Annotated in this window: 12 protein-coding genes and 1 tRNA gene; 3 read left to right on the forward strand and 10 right to left on the reverse strand. The window is 65.9% G+C overall.

Going from position 1 to position 13,656, the window contains the following annotated elements:
• Window positions 1-52: 52 nt before the first annotated feature.
• The 4 genes from JT360_RS04800 to JT360_RS04815 all read right to left on the reverse strand — a co-directional run bounded on the left by JT360_RS04800 (window position 53) and on the right by JT360_RS04815 (window position 3,938).
• Entirely contained in the window at window positions 53-2,095 is a 2,043-nt protein-coding gene (locus tag JT360_RS04800) for a hydantoinase/oxoprolinase family protein (RefSeq protein ID WP_214470396.1), read from the reverse strand.
• 276 nt (window positions 2,096-2,371) lie between these two features.
• A complete protein-coding gene (locus tag JT360_RS04805; protein WP_214470397.1) occupies window positions 2,372-2,998 on the reverse strand; it encodes a CDGSH iron-sulfur domain-containing protein in 627 nt (208 codons plus the stop codon).
• Window positions 2,999-3,105: 107 nt separating this feature from the next.
• The gene (locus JT360_RS04810) at window positions 3,106-3,477 is read right to left on the reverse strand and encodes a hypothetical protein (RefSeq protein ID WP_214470398.1); all 372 of its coding nucleotides are present in this window, start codon (window positions 3,475-3,477) and stop codon (window positions 3,106-3,108) included.
• A 212-nt stretch (window positions 3,478-3,689) separates the two neighbouring features.
• A complete protein-coding gene (locus tag JT360_RS04815; RefSeq protein WP_214470399.1) occupies window positions 3,690-3,938 on the reverse strand; it encodes a DUF1127 domain-containing protein in 249 nt (82 codons plus the stop codon).
• Window positions 3,939-4,171: 233 nt separating this feature from the next.
• On the opposite strand from JT360_RS04815, the gene JT360_RS04820 reads away from it, so the two are divergent.
• The gene (locus tag JT360_RS04820) at window positions 4,172-5,686 is read left to right on the forward strand and encodes a winged helix-turn-helix domain-containing tetratricopeptide repeat protein (protein WP_214470400.1); all 1,515 of its coding nucleotides are present in this window, start codon (window positions 4,172-4,174) and stop codon (window positions 5,684-5,686) included.
• Between the two features lie 48 nt (window positions 5,687-5,734).
• On the opposite strand, the gene JT360_RS04825 is transcribed toward JT360_RS04820, so the two are convergent.
• From JT360_RS04825 to JT360_RS04835, 3 genes are read right to left on the reverse strand one after another with little or no spacing between them, the layout of a single operon-like run.
• Window positions 5,735-6,091 (reverse strand): hypothetical protein, encoded by a 357-nt coding sequence (locus JT360_RS04825; protein ID WP_214470401.1) that lies wholly within the window; start codon window positions 6,089-6,091, stop codon window positions 5,735-5,737.
• Window positions 6,092-6,139: 48 nt separating this feature from the next.
• Window positions 6,140-7,615 carry a pyridoxal phosphate-dependent decarboxylase family protein gene (locus JT360_RS04830; RefSeq protein ID WP_214470402.1) on the reverse strand — a complete coding sequence of 492 codons (1,476 nt, stop codon included), beginning with the start codon at window positions 7,613-7,615 and terminating at the stop codon, window positions 6,140-6,142.
• Between the two features lie 12 nt (window positions 7,616-7,627).
• The gene (locus JT360_RS04835) at window positions 7,628-8,716 is read right to left on the reverse strand and encodes a PLP-dependent cysteine synthase family protein (RefSeq protein ID WP_214470403.1); all 1,089 of its coding nucleotides are present in this window, start codon (window positions 8,714-8,716) and stop codon (window positions 7,628-7,630) included.
• Between the two features lie 248 nt (window positions 8,717-8,964).
• Here JT360_RS04835 and JT360_RS04840 point away from each other — a divergent pair, with 248 nt between their 5' ends.
• Both JT360_RS04840 and JT360_RS04845 read left to right on the forward strand, forming a co-directional pair.
• A complete protein-coding gene (locus tag JT360_RS04840) occupies window positions 8,965-10,953 on the forward strand; it encodes a BTAD domain-containing putative transcriptional regulator (RefSeq protein ID WP_214470404.1) in 1,989 nt (662 codons plus the stop codon).
• A 100-nt stretch (window positions 10,954-11,053) separates the two neighbouring features.
• The gene (locus JT360_RS04845; protein WP_214470405.1) at window positions 11,054-11,230 is read left to right on the forward strand and encodes a hypothetical protein; all 177 of its coding nucleotides are present in this window, start codon (window positions 11,054-11,056) and stop codon (window positions 11,228-11,230) included.
• A gap of 24 nt (window positions 11,231-11,254) precedes the next feature.
• Here JT360_RS04845 and JT360_RS04850 read toward each other — a convergent pair whose 3' ends face one another.
• From JT360_RS04850 to JT360_RS04860, 3 genes are all read right to left on the reverse strand, one after another.
• Window positions 11,255-11,563 (reverse strand): UBP-type zinc finger domain-containing protein, encoded by a 309-nt coding sequence (locus tag JT360_RS04850; protein ID WP_095773379.1) that lies wholly within the window; start codon window positions 11,561-11,563, stop codon window positions 11,255-11,257.
• Between the two features lie 87 nt (window positions 11,564-11,650).
• On the reverse strand, window positions 11,651-13,345 hold the full coding sequence (locus JT360_RS04855) for an FAD-dependent oxidoreductase (RefSeq protein ID WP_214470406.1): 1,695 nt from the start codon (window positions 13,343-13,345) through the stop codon (window positions 11,651-11,653).
• Window positions 13,346-13,489: 144 nt separating this feature from the next.
• Window positions 13,490-13,574, reverse strand: a tRNA-Leu gene (locus tag JT360_RS04860).
• Window positions 13,575-13,656 lie beyond the last annotated feature (82 nt).

The following is a 13,656-nucleotide window of genomic DNA, read 5'->3' on the forward strand; positions in this document are numbered from 1 at the left end:
CCTCATCCGCCCTTCGGGCACCTTCTCCCGGTGAACGGGGAGAAGGAAGAAGCTATACCGCGATCCTTGGCCTTCCCGAGGCCACCGCGACCACATGCGCCTCGATGAACATGCGCTGGGCTTCGACGGTGGAGACGCGGAATTCGGTCGCGACGTCGATCTCGGCGCTGTCGGTGCCGGCGTCCTTGGCGCGCTGGGCGACGATTGCCCGCACATCGGCCTCGGCGGCCGCGATCGCCGCTGCCTCGTCGAGGAAATCGCGCACCGTCTCGCCCGAGGCAAGGCGGAACAGCCCTTCCTTGGGCTGGCTAACCCGCGCCTCTGCCGAAACCCTGACCTGGCCGACAACCGCACCAAGCGCGTTGGCGACGTCGGTATCGTCCGGCACCAAGCACTCATTCCCGACCAGGGGTGCCAGGCCGGCATAGTGCAGCGGCGCCGAGGCGCCGAGGCCGATGACCGGACGGTCGAGCGCGACGCTGAGGCGTGCAATACCGGGGTGGGCGTCGACGGCGCGCTGCACCAGCGCATGCGCCACGGTGGCCGCGCCATCGAGCCCATCCTCGGCGAAGGCAGTCTCGAGAATGTATTCGGCCGACCAGCGCGTCAGCGTCACCAGCACCCGCTCCGAGATCACCTCCGGAGACGCGGCAACAGGCTGGCCGCGGCCGTCGCGCCTGCGGGCGAACAATTCGGCGCCAAGGCGGGCGGTGACGGCATCCCAGTTGGCCTGCTTTCCCTGCACATGCGCCGCGTCCGACGGGGTGAAGCCGCAAATGTGCACCAGCCCGCGCGAGACCAACCGGTTCAAGGTGGCGTTCTGGGCGTTCGATGTCAGCAGCCTGTCGAGGGCGAGCGGGACCGCGCCTATCGCCTCGTAAAGCCGCGCTTCCGGGGCGGTGAGCCCGGCGGCGAGCCTGTCCGGCACACCGGTGCGCACCGCGAAGCGGCCATCCATGCGGCCGGTATTGGGGGCGCGCAGCTGGCGTTCGAGTTCCGATTTGACCGCCTCGCCATGCGCCATGCCGGCCAGCGCCAGCGGCACCAGGCGGCGCGGGCCGAGCAGGATCCTCGGGTTGAGCGCGCCATCCTCCAGCGCCACTTCGGAATCGCCGCCAAGGCCGAAGGTGCGCATGGCGACGGCCTCGACCATGGTCCTGAACCCGCCGACGGTGGCGCCTTCGGGATCAAGCCGCGGCCGGCCCTTGTCGAGCACGGCAACGTCGGTGGTGGTGCCGCCAATGTCTGAAACCACGGCGTTCTCGAGCCCGGTCATGTGACGGGCTCCGACCAGGCTGGCGGCGGGGCCGGAGAGAATCGTCTCGATCGGCCGCTGGCGGGCAAACGCCGCCGAGACCAGCGCGCCGTCGCCGCGCACCACCATCAAGGGAGCCGCGATGTTGCGCTCTGCGAGAAAGCCCTCGGTCGCCGCCACCAGCCGGTCGATCATCGAGATCAGCCTGGCGTTGAGCAGCGTCGTCAACGCCCGGCGCGGCCCGCCGAGCTTGGCCGACAGTTCGTGGCTTGCCGTGACCGGCAGGCCGGTTTTTTCCCGGATCAGCTCGCGGGCGGCGATTTCGTGCGCCGGATTGCGGGTGGCGAAATAGGCGCAGACGGCAAAGCCGGACACCGAGGCGCCGAGTTCCGGCAGAGCCGCTTCCAATCCGGACAGATCGAGCTCGGCGGCATTGCCGTGGACATCATGGCCGCCTGGACAAAACACCACCGGATCGGTGCCGAGCGCGGTCTTCAGCCCATCGCGGGCAAGGTCGGCTTCGGAAAAGCCGATCATGACCAGTGCCACCCGGCCGCCCTGTCCCTCGACCAGCGCGTTGGTGGCCAGCGTCGTTGACATCGAGACCAGTTTGATCGCAGCCGGATCGGTGGCGGCCTTCTGCAGCACCGCGTCGACGGCACCGGAAATACCGACGGCGAGATCGTGCCGGGTGGTCAGCGCCTTGGCCTTGGCCAGCACCTTGCCCTTATTCGGCCCCTCTTGCTGACCTTCGGTTTCAGACCACAGCACGGCATCGGTATAGGTGCCGCCGGTGTCGATCCCGAGGAAGAGCGGTTTTGGCTTGGTCTTGGCGGTCATTTTTTTAGCAGGTCCGAGAGGTCTTCTGCCCCGCCCCTTAGCCGATACGGACTTACGGATAAAGGCACGAGCGCTGGACCAGCGTAATCTCCCCCCTCGAGGGGGAGATGTCGCCGAAGGCGACAGAGGGGGTCGATACGACCTGACGCGACGACCTTCTAGCCTTGAAAAGAGGATGCGCAGGCGCCAACCTTCTGCCGCAGGAGGTCGCGTCCCGTCGTACCGACCCCCTCTGGCCTGCCGGCCATCTCCCCCTCGAGGGGGGAGATCCCTACGTCAGCCCACAAACCCCACCTTCTTGTGCGAGCCATCGCAGAACGGCTTGTTGGCGGAATGACCGCAGCGGCAGAGGAAGGTGCGCTGCGTGCGATCGATCGTGTGGCCGGTGCCAGTGACGATTTCCAGATTGCCTTCGATCTTGAGCGGGCCGTTCGTCGTCGGGGTGACAGTCAGCGGGCCATTCCTCGCGTCGAGCGCCGGCGTATCCTTCAACGCCGGCTCGCCGGTGGCCGTAAATCCGGCCTTGGTATGGCTGCCGTCGCAGAACGGCTTGTTTTGCGACGCGCCGCAGCGGCAGAGCGTGGCGCGATAAGACGTCTCGCCATCGAGCACGATCTCGGCGTGCAGGGAAAGCGGACCGTTTTCGCGCAGCCGCACGGTGTTGACCACCGGCGGCTGCTCCTGCGGTCCGCCATCCTTCCTGGTGTAGGTGATGGCGCCGGACGGGCAGCTTTCAGCGATGGCGACGATTTTTTCGACGCTGGCGGCCTCGGGATGGATCCATTGCCCCGGCGCGCTGGGCACGAAGACATGCGGGTCGCCGAGCACGCAATTGCGCGAATGGATGCAGCGCTTGCCGGAAAATCCGACGTCGATCTTGTCGCTTTCGACCATGCCGGCCATGGCTTGCTCCTGTTGCCTGGGGCGCGTCGCATCCATGGACGCAGCGCGCTCTGGGTATATGCGCAGGCTATGGCCCCCGTGGGAAAACCGTCAAGCTGGCAAACCGGTCAGGGGACGAGATTGATCTCCTCGGTCTCGCCGCCGCTGCAGGTGTAGCAGCAATCCTCGCATTTTTCCTTGTTGCCGGGGCCGACGCCCCAATAGGTGCCCTCGTCACCATCGACCCAGGCGCCGTAGCAGATCGATTCACCCTCGTTGCAGGAGATCGGCAACGACTTGGTCTCGCCGTCATCGAGATAGAAATCCTGGCCGTTGCCGGGCCAGACATAGTCGCGATCCTGGCTGTAGAGCTCGATGCGCATGGCGTTGGGATGGCTGTTCTTGATGGCAAAGGTGACGTCGCCGGCATGAGCGGCCGGCGCAAACAGGACTGCTAGCGAAAACGCGGCGGCAAACCGGCGCGCGGACGTGAAAGACATGGAAACCCCCGATGAAGAATCGGCCCCCACGGCCGATCGGGGGATCATGGCATGACACGGGCGAGCGCTAAAGGGGATGAAGGCGACAATCCCTGATAAAGTCGGGCATCGGATCTCAAGATCCCACTTGCTTTCGGCCGTCATGCCGCACGTGCGAGTGCCGGAGACTCCCCGCGGCCGCGCAACTGGCGGTCAGGCGTCATTGCGGCATTCTATCGTTGCCAGAAGGGCAGCTTGGCGATCTCTTCCTCGACCTGCCTTTCGGTCAGGCCGATGTCGTCGATCAAATGCGGATTGGCCTGCGCCATCTGCTTGAGTTGCCAGCGAAAGCGTGCCCGCTCGCGCCGGGCCGCAATCGTGTTTAACAGGGCCGCAAGACTATAGCGCCGACGCGATGCCTGCTCCCCGGACGTTCTCCGCCGCACGGATTGATGCGGGGCCGAGGCAAGAATATTGGTCATGGCAACCTCCATAGGTTCCGGGCACCCCAGAGGACGGAGATTTGGGAACCCTTGACGTGAATGAGGTTGAATTCTGCAGGATACGGACGGCGCCGTAATTAAAGCCTCCCAAATAGTTCTCAAAAGTTCCAAACCGGCTCTAACTCGCTGTTCTGACATGGTTTCCCAGGGGAAAGCGCCACGCGCTTCTTCCGGCAAAACCGCTTCCCAGTTTTCCTGGAATTGCTCTATAGATGCACCCCATGCAGGGATCGCGCTTTGCCTTCGGTCCGTTCGTGCTTGATCCGGATGCGGGAACGCTGCTTCGGAACGATGATCCCGTTGCCGTCGGCTATCGTGGACTGAAGCTGCTTGCGGCGCTCGTCCAACGCCCCGGCGACATCCTCGGGAAGACCGAGCTGATGGACGCGGCGTGGCCGGGCACGGCCGTCGAGGAAGGCAATCTCACCGTCCAGATCGCGCAGCTGCGCAAGCTGCTTGGTCCGGCCACAGGCGGCGGTGAATGGATCACCACGGTTCCGCGCGTCGGCTACCGCTTCACGGGCGCCGTCGAACCGCTCGGCGGCGCGAAGCGAAAATCCTTGCCGCTGCCCGACAAGCCATCGATAGCCGTGCTGCCTTTCGTCAATCTCAGCGGGGATCCCGAGCAGGAGGCCTTCGCCGACGGGTTGACCGAAGACCTCATCACCGACCTATCCAGGGCCTCCGGCCTGTTCGTCATCGCGCGCAACTCGACCTTTGCCTATAAGGACAAGGCGATGGATGTGCGCGCGATCGCCGGCGAGCTTGGCGTGCGCTATCTGCTGGAAGGCAGCGCACGGCGCGCAGCGGGGCGCGTGCGCATCAACGCACAGCTGGTCGACGCAATGAGCGGCGAGCATCTGTGGGCCGAACGCTTCGATCGCGGCCTGGACGATATCTTTGCCGTTCAGGACGAGGTGACGGGCAAGATCGTGGAGGCGCTGCTCGGCCGGCTGCGCGCGCCGCCGCCGCGCAATCGGCCCAAAAATCTCGAGGCCTACGATCTGTGCGTGCGGGCGCGCAAGCTGATCGACGATTCGCCGCAGACGGCGCGGGAAGCGCATCTGATGCTGACGCGCGCGGTTGCGCTCGATCCTGATTACGCCGAGGCCTATCGCTGGCTTGCCATGAACCACTGGATGGGATGGGTGCATTGGGGCGAACCCATTGAACCCAACCGCCGCACTGCCCTGGAGCTGGCGCGCAAGGCCGTGGCGATCGATCCCAACGATGCCGGCTGCCACTGGGTGCTCGGCAATTTGCTTGCCTATGAGCACAGCTTCGCCGAGTCGGAGGCGGAGTTCGCCAAGGCGTTCGCGCTCGACCCGAACGAGGCCGACGCCTGGGCGACATTGTCCGACATCATGGTCCTGGCCGGACGGGTCGAGGAGGGCCTCGAACAGATCCGCAAGGCGTTCCGGCTGAACCCGTTTCCGGCAAGCTGGTACTATCTCACCCTCGGCCAGGCGCAATATGCGGCGCGCGATTACGAGGCCGCCGTCGAGACACTGCGCAGGGACGAGACGTATCGCACGAGCTCGCGCCGTTTCCTGGCGGCAAGCCTCGCGCAACTCGGCCGGCTCGACGAGGCGCGCGCCGAGGTCGAACTGTTCCTCATAGGCAACCCGCATTTCACAACCAGCCACTGGGTTTGGACGGAGCCATTCCGCGATGACGCGACGCTTGAGCATTTCGTCGATGGCTTCCGCAAGGCGGGTCTTCCCTAGACTGGTGATGCGCCTGCGCGATCTCCCGCGCCGGGTCAGAGGCACCAATCACGGCACCAGATCGATCGTCTCGGTCGAGTGTTCCACGCAGATGAAGCAGCAGGTGTCGCAAGGCTGGTCGTTGTCAGGCCCGACGCCGGCGGAGATCTGGTCATTGCCGTCGACCCAGGCGCCGTAGCAGATGCGCTCGCCCTGGTTACACGAGATCGGCACCGATTTCTGCGAGCCCGGATCGATCAGGAACACCTTGTCGTTGCCCGGCCAGACCGTCTCGCGATCACGACTGAACAGCTCGACCGCAACCGCTTCCTTGCGCAGGTTCTTGACGAAGAAGGCCATGTCGGCGGCATTGGCCGAAGTGGCGAAGACCAACGCCGCAAGTGCTGCCATGCGAAACAACGTCACTGCCGGACCTCCCGAATCATCCCGGCAGAATCGCATGCCTGCCGGGAACTAGGAAGAACCCGCGATCTCCCGCCCCAGCCGCACCGTTTCACCGACAAGAAGGTCGAGATCGTCGCGGCGGGTGCGATGGTTGGCGATCGCCACGCGCAGCCAGTGGTCGCCATGCACCGTGGTGTCGGAGAGGGTTGCAATGCCCTGTTCCTGCAGCCGCAGCATGATCTCGGTGTTGAGCGCCTTGAGGGCCTCGCCAGCGATGCCCGGCTGGTAGCGGAAGCAGACGATGTTGATGGTCGGCGGCATGGCCAGTTCCAGCGACGGCTCGGCCTCGATCAGGCCGGCGAGATAGAAGGCTTGCGCGATGTTCTGGTCGATCAGGCGCCCGAACTTGTCGACGCCATGCTCTTTCAGCGCCATCCACACTTTCAGCGCGCGAAAGCCGCGCGACGTCTGCAGGCCGTAATCATGCAGCCATTCGCCCGAGGCAAGGCCGCGCGGCGTCGATTCCAGATATTCCGGCGTTACCGCGAAGGTCCGGCGGTGCGCGACGGCATCCCTGACCAGGGCGCAGCCGACCTCGAACGGCGCGTGCAGCCATTTGTGCGGATCGAGCGCGATCGAGTCGGCCCATTCGATGCCGGCAACGCGATGCGCGTTGTCAGGCGCAATCGCGACCAGCGCACCGATGCAGCCGTCGACATGAAACCAGAGGTCTTCCTCATGCGCGAGTTTGGCGAGCGCGCGCAGGTCGTCGATCGCGCCGGTGTTCACCGTGCCGGCAGTGCCGATGACGCAGGCCGGCCTGAAACCGGCCGCGCGGTCCTCCGATATCGCCGCCCGCAACGCCAATATGTCGATGCGCGATCCAGCGTCCGTCGGGATGCGGCGCAGCGCCCGGTTGCCGAGGCCGAGCGCTTCCATCGCCTTGCGGTGGCAGGAATGGAGCTGGTCCGAACCGTAGAAGCGCAGCGGCTTTTCGATCGCGGCGACGCCGTGCTCGCGCACGTCGATGCCGGCCCTGGTGTTGCGCGCCACGGTCAGCCCGATGATGTTGGCCATCGAGCCGCCGCTGACCAGCGTGCCGGAGGCCGACGCCGGAAAGCCCAGCATCTCCTTGCACCAGTTGACCACCTGGCCGTCCATCAGCCCGGCGGCGTGGTTGCCGCCGCCGAGATTGGAGCCCTGGATCGCCGCCAGGAAATCGCCGAGCGCCCCGGTGAAGTTGCTCGACCCCATGTACCAGGCCCAGAAGCGCGGATGGATGTTGCCCATCGGGTAGGACATCACCGTGCGGGAGACCTCGTCATAGACCGCGTCCAACGGTGCCGGCGATCGCGACAGGGGTGCCGTGAAGGCGTCTCTCACGTCAGCCGGCATCTCCCGCCAGACCGGGCGGTCGCGCAATTCGCGCAGATAATCGACGGCATCATCAATGACCCGGTGCGACAGGGCCTGCACATCGGTCCAGTCGGAGGGGTCAAGTGTTTCCTCGGCCACTATGCCATGGGTTTCATGCGCGACGTCCATGACAGCCTCCCATCAAGCCGCCGGGAACTGGCAGCCGGGCGTCGAGCGCGACAGAGCCATCTCGTCGGCATCCATCTCGGCCTCGATGCCGTCGAACAGTGGCGTCGACATATACCGCTCCCCCGTATCTGGCAGCATGCACAGGATCACCGATCCGGCCGTCGCGTTCTCGGCGATCTGCCGCGCCACGGCGAAGGTCGCCCCGCCCGAAATGCCGGTGAAGATGCCTTCCTTCTGCGCGAGTGCCCTGGCCCATTTGATACCTTCGGGCCCGGCAATCGGCATCACCTCGTCATAGAGACTGGCGTCGATCGCCTCCTGCAGCACGTTGGGGATGAAATCGGGGGTCCAGCCCTGGACCGGATGCGGTTCGAAGGCCGGATGGCTGGCGGCGGGCGCGCCATCGGCACCACGCTGCTGCGCCTTGCCGCTGCCGATGAGCTGCGCGTTGGCCGGTTCGGAGAGCACGATGCGGGTGTCCGGACGCTCGCGGCGCAGCACACGCCCCACACCGACGACGGTGCCGCCGGTGCCATAGCCGGTGACGAAGCAGTCGAGCCGGGAGCCTGCGAAATCGTTGATGATCTCGCGCGCCGTGGTCGCCTCATGGATGGCGGCATTGGCCGCGGTTTCGAACTGGCGAGCGAGGAACCAGCCATTGGCCTCCGCCAGCTCCACCGCCTTCTTGTACATGCCGAAGCCCTTTTCGGCGCGCGGCGTCAGCACCACCTTGGCGCCCAGCATGCGCATCAGCTTGCGGCGCTCGACGGAAAAGCTGTCGGCCATGGTGACGACCAGCGGATAGCCTTTTTGCGCGCAGACCATGGCGAGGCCGATGCCGGTGTTGCCGCTGGTCGCCTCGACCACCGTCTGGCCTGATTTCAGCGCGCCGCTGCGCTCGCCTTCCTCGATGATGTTGAGCGCCAGCCGGTCCTTCACCGAAGCCCCTGGATTGAAGAACTCGGCCTTGACATAGATCGTCGCGTGGCCCGGTGCGAGATTGTTGATGCGCACCACCGGCGTGTCGCCGACGGTGTCGAGAATGCTGTCGAACAGGCGACCGCGCCCTGCCGTGGTCCTGATTTTCTGCTGCTGCAACATCTTGATCTCCTCGATTGCGGTTTGTCTTCACAGGCCGGTTACAAACCGGCGGCTTGGGCGGCGAGGTTTCGAGACCTTGCCGCGCTAGGACTGACGTGTCGGCGATGCGGCAATGGCCGCGGCCATCGCGAAATTCGCTGCCAGATGCGCCGTGTCATGTTCGGTGGTAAAACAGAGGTCGACAGGCCAGCGTGGGAGCAGGCGTGGAAACGGACGTGGAATCCGCATCATCGGGACTGGATGGCGACATGGCGACCCTGTCCGTGCGCCTGCTCGGGCCGCTGGCGATCATCCGCGATGGCGCGCCTGTGACCTTGCCGGCGTCGCGCAAGCTGCGTGCGCTGTTCGCCTATCTGGCGCTGGCGCCGCATCCGGTCGGCCGCAGCCGCCTGTGCGAGCTGCTGTGGGATGTGCCCAACGATCCTCGAGGCGAATTGCGCTGGTGCCTGAGCAAGCTGCGCGGCGCTCTCGACACGCCGGACCGGCGCCGAGTCTCGACGCAAGGCGACACTGTGGCGCTTGATCTCAGCGATTGCCTTGTCGATGCGCTGGAGATCAGCCGTGCCGTCGCGCAAGGGATCGGCACGCTCGATGTGGAGCGGCGGCGCGCGCTGGCCGGACTGTTTGCCGGCGATTTGCTCGACGGGCTGGAGCTCGAGCGCAGCCCGCTTTTCAACAGCTGGCTGATCGCCCAGCGCCGCCGTTTTCACTCGTGCCACGCCGCCATATTGGAACAGCTTGTCGCCAGCCTGCCGGTGGAGGGCGACGAGGCTGTCGCTCATCTCGACAAATGGGTGGAACTGGCACCGTTCGATGGACGTGCGCATGCGGCACTTCTGGCCAGTCTCGCCCGGCGCGGCGAGATCGGCGCGGCCGAGCAACACCTGGCTTCGGCGGAACGGCTGTTTCACTCGGAGGGCCTGGATTTCGCGCCGCTTCGCCAAGCCTGGCGGACAATCCGCGATCAAAGGGCAAATGCCTCGCTTGCGGCGCGGCCGGCCTGCCTGTCCCCAGCATGGCCTTTGATTTCCTCGCCGGGTGATGCCGGTCCCGTCGAGCCGAGCCACGCTTCGCTGGCGGTGATGCCGTTTGCCGAGGAGAGCGGCGCGCGCGGTGGGCTTGCCGACGGTTTCACCCATGACATCATCACCCGGCTCGCCAAGCTGCGGGATTTCTTCGTCATCGCGCGCGGATCGGTGTTCGCGCTGGCCGAAAAGACCATCGCACCGGAGGAGGCCGGCAGAAAGCTTGACGTCGACTATGTCGCCACCGGCACGGTGCGTAGCACGGCCGGCCGCCTGATCGTCAGCGTCGAACTGATCGAGGTGCGCACGGCCAGGATCGTCTGGGCCGAGACTTTCGAGCGTCGGCCCGACGATATCTTTGCCGTGCTCGACGATATCGGCGACAGCATCGTGTCGTCGATCTCGGCCGAGATCGAAACCGTCGAGCGCAACCGCGCCATGCTGAAGGCGCCCAACTCGCTCAACGCCTGGGAGGCCTATCATCGCGGCCTCTGGCACATGTACCGCTTCACGCAGGCGGAAAACGAGCAGGCGCGGAACTTCTTTGCCAGTGCCGTCCAGCTCGATCCGACCTTTGCCCGCGCCTATGCCGGCCTGTCCTTCACCCACTGGCAAGCCGCCTTCCAGCGCTGGAGTGATCGCGACCGCGAAAGCGCGCTGGCCTTCGAGAGCGCCGGCCACAGCCTGCTGGTCGACGACCACAATCCGGCCGCGCACTGGGCGATGGGGCGGGCGCTGTGGCTGCGCGGCGAGCAGGACGGCTCGCTCTGCGAACTGCAGCGGGCGGTGGATCTCAGCCCCAATTTCGCGCTTGGCCATTACGCGCTGTCCTTCGTGCACTCGCAGTCGGGCGACCCGCAAGCGGCGATAAGCTCCTCCGACCATTCGCGGCATCTCAGCCCCTTCGACCCGCTGCTGTTCGGCATGCTGGGGGCGCGGGCCATGTCGCATGTCCGGCTCGGTCAGTTCGAGGAGGCGGCCGAATGGGCCCTGAAGGCGGCGGCGCGGCCCAACGCCCACACCATCATCCTGGCGATCGCGGCGCATTGCCTGGCACTGGCCGGACGGCTCGACGAGGCGCGCGGCTTCGCCGCGGCGATCCGCAAGACATTGCCCGATTACCGCGCCGATGATTTCATCGGCACCTTCCGCTTCGAGCCCGACGCCGAGGCCCTGTTCCGGCAAGGCGCGAGGCGGATTGGGCTGGGCTGAAGCCGGGCTTGAAGTCCACCGGTTAACAAAGTCGGAAGGAGTTGCTTAACCGTTCGCGGCTATGTGACGGCCCCGGGGGGTCCATGGCAAAGTGAGTGTGATGAGCGACAGCCCCGACAAGCGCAGCGAATGGCGCGCCATTTTTTACGTCCAAGCCCGCGTCGCCATCCTGTTCGTTCCGGTGGTTGCCAGCCTGCTGATCATCGCCGCCCTTGCCGGCAACGAACGCAAATCCGTGCCCGATGTCGACCGGACCGTCACCGGGTCGGTGCGATAAGTCGCCGGGCCGGCTCTGAGGCCCTCAATAAAACCGCGGGATCGGACCGTTCTGCGGCGTCGTGCGGTCGCCGAGGTCGAGGAAGACCTCGTCGACATAGCACCAGCCCCAGCCTTCCGGCGGATCGTAGCCCTCGATGACCGGATGGCTGGTGGCGTGGAAATGCTTGGTGGCATGGCGGTTGGGCGAGTCGTCGCAGCAGCCGACATGGCCGCAGGTGCGGCAGAGCCGCAGATGCACCCACCATGAGCCGCTCTTCAGGCACTCCTCGCAGCCAAGGGCGCTCGGCGTCACGTCCTTGATCCCAGCCGCGTGCCTGCATTCATCCGCCATCACACTCTCCCCAACCGTTCAGGCTCAACTATTCCCTTTGGCGCAATTCCCAAGGGAAAGCGCTGCGCGCTTTTCCCGGGAAAACCGTTACACAGTTTTCCTGGTATTGCTCCCGGTGGCGTGGCTGCCGTCCTGCGCGAGATAGGCATGCAGTGCGGCGACCACCTGGGCACCCTCGCCGACGGCCGCCGCGACGCGTTTGATCGAGCCGCAGCGCACGTCGCCGATGGCAAACACGCCGCTGCGGCTGGTCTCCATCAGACCGTGCGCCGATCCCAGCTCCGATCCGGTGCGGATGAAACCCTTGGCGTCCAGCGCCACATCGCATTGCGCGAGCCAGTCGGTGTTCGGGTCGGCGCCGATGAACAGGAAGAGATGCCGGATCGGGCGCGTCGTCTCCTCGCCGCTGACGCGGTTGCGCCAGCGCACGGTGGCAAGATTGCCCTCCTCACCCTCCAGCGCCTCGATTTCGGTCCCGGTCAGCACCTCGATGTTGGGCTGGGCCCTGATGCGCTCGATGAGATAGCGCGACATCGAGGCTTCGAGGCTGCCGCCGCGCGCCACCAGCGCCACCTTGCGCGCATGGCTGGCGAGATAGACAGCCGCCTGGCCGGCGGAATTGCCGGCGCCGACCAGCGCCACCTCCTGGCCGCCGCAAAGCCGCCCTTCGATGGGTGAGGCCCAATAGTGCACAGACGTGCCCTCGAACCGCGACAGGTTGGCGATTTCGAGCCGGCGGTAGCGCGCGCCGCTGGCGATCACCACGCTGCGTGTCCGCACGGTCTCGCCGTCGCCGACATCGAGCAGATAACGGGCGCCTGAATTGTCGGTCGCGGCACTCAACAGTTTTGCCTCGTCGGGGATGGCCATTTCGACGCCGAACTTCTGCGCCTGGTTGTAGGCGCGCGCCATCAGCGCCATGCCGGTAATGCCGGTCGGGAAACCGAGATAGTTCTCGATGCGCGAGGACGCACCGGCCTGTCCGCCGAAGGCACGGCAATCAAGCACGATGGTCGACAGCCCTTCGGAGGCCGCGTAGACCGCGGCCGCCAGCCCCGCCGGCCCGGCGCCGACAATGGCGACGTCATAGAGCGTGTCGGCATCGATCGGCCGCAGCAGGCCGATGCAGCGGGCAAGGTCCTTTTCGCCGGGGTTGAGCAGCAGCCTGCCGTTGGGGCACAGCACCACCGGCAGATGATGAGGGTCGACGTCGAAGCGCTCGACCAGGGTTTTCGCGCATGGGTCGCTGCCGGAATCGAGCACGCGGTGCGGCTGGCCGCTACGCGCCAGGAACCCTTGCAGCCGCAGCACGTCGGCATTGCCGAGCGGTCCGATGATGATCGGCCCGCTGGTGGCGCTTTCCAGGAGACCGACACGGCGCAGGATCAGCGCCCGCATGATGCGCTCGCCGAGATTGGCCTCCTGAACCATCAGGTCACGCACCCTCTGCGAGGGAATGACGAACGCCTCGACCGGCTCGGCGGCCTCGGCATTGACCAGCGACGGCCGAGCCGAAAGCTGCGCCAGCTCGCCGACGAAGCTGCCCGGACCATGGCTGACGATCGTCTCGCGCCGGCCGAGGCCATCCTGGGTGATGTCGACCTTGCCCGACAGCACGACGATCAGCCCGGGCGCCACATCGCCGGCCCTGATGATGTGCTGGCCGGCGGCATAGGCGCTGGCTTGGCCGAACCGGCGCATGCGGTCGATATCCGCCTCGGCCAGCGTGGGAAACGCCTGATCGCGACGGGCGCCGAAGATGGCGGTGCTGGATTGAGACATGGCTGGCAGCGTAGCGAAGCAGACACGTGGTTTGAAGCGGTTTGTTCGCAGCCTAGCCGGGAGGGGAGGCTGGATGACGGGACCCCGTCCGTGGTCGGCTTCTATGAGAAGGAACTCGCTGATCCCGTTGGTAGTCGGGAAAAATGGTGCCCAGAAGAGGACTCGAACCTCCACTCCTTGCGGAACACGGACCTGAACCGTGCGCGTCTACCAATTCCGCCATCTGGGCTGGTGCGGGCTCAATAAGCGGGCAAGCGGTGTGTGTCAACGCGCTTTTTTCGAGGGCTGCCGCTCGCCGGCTCAGTTCCGGA

The organism is Mesorhizobium sp. dw_380 (assembly GCF_018588885.1).
Classification (GTDB): Bacteria; Pseudomonadota; Alphaproteobacteria; order Rhizobiales; family Rhizobiaceae; genus Mesorhizobium.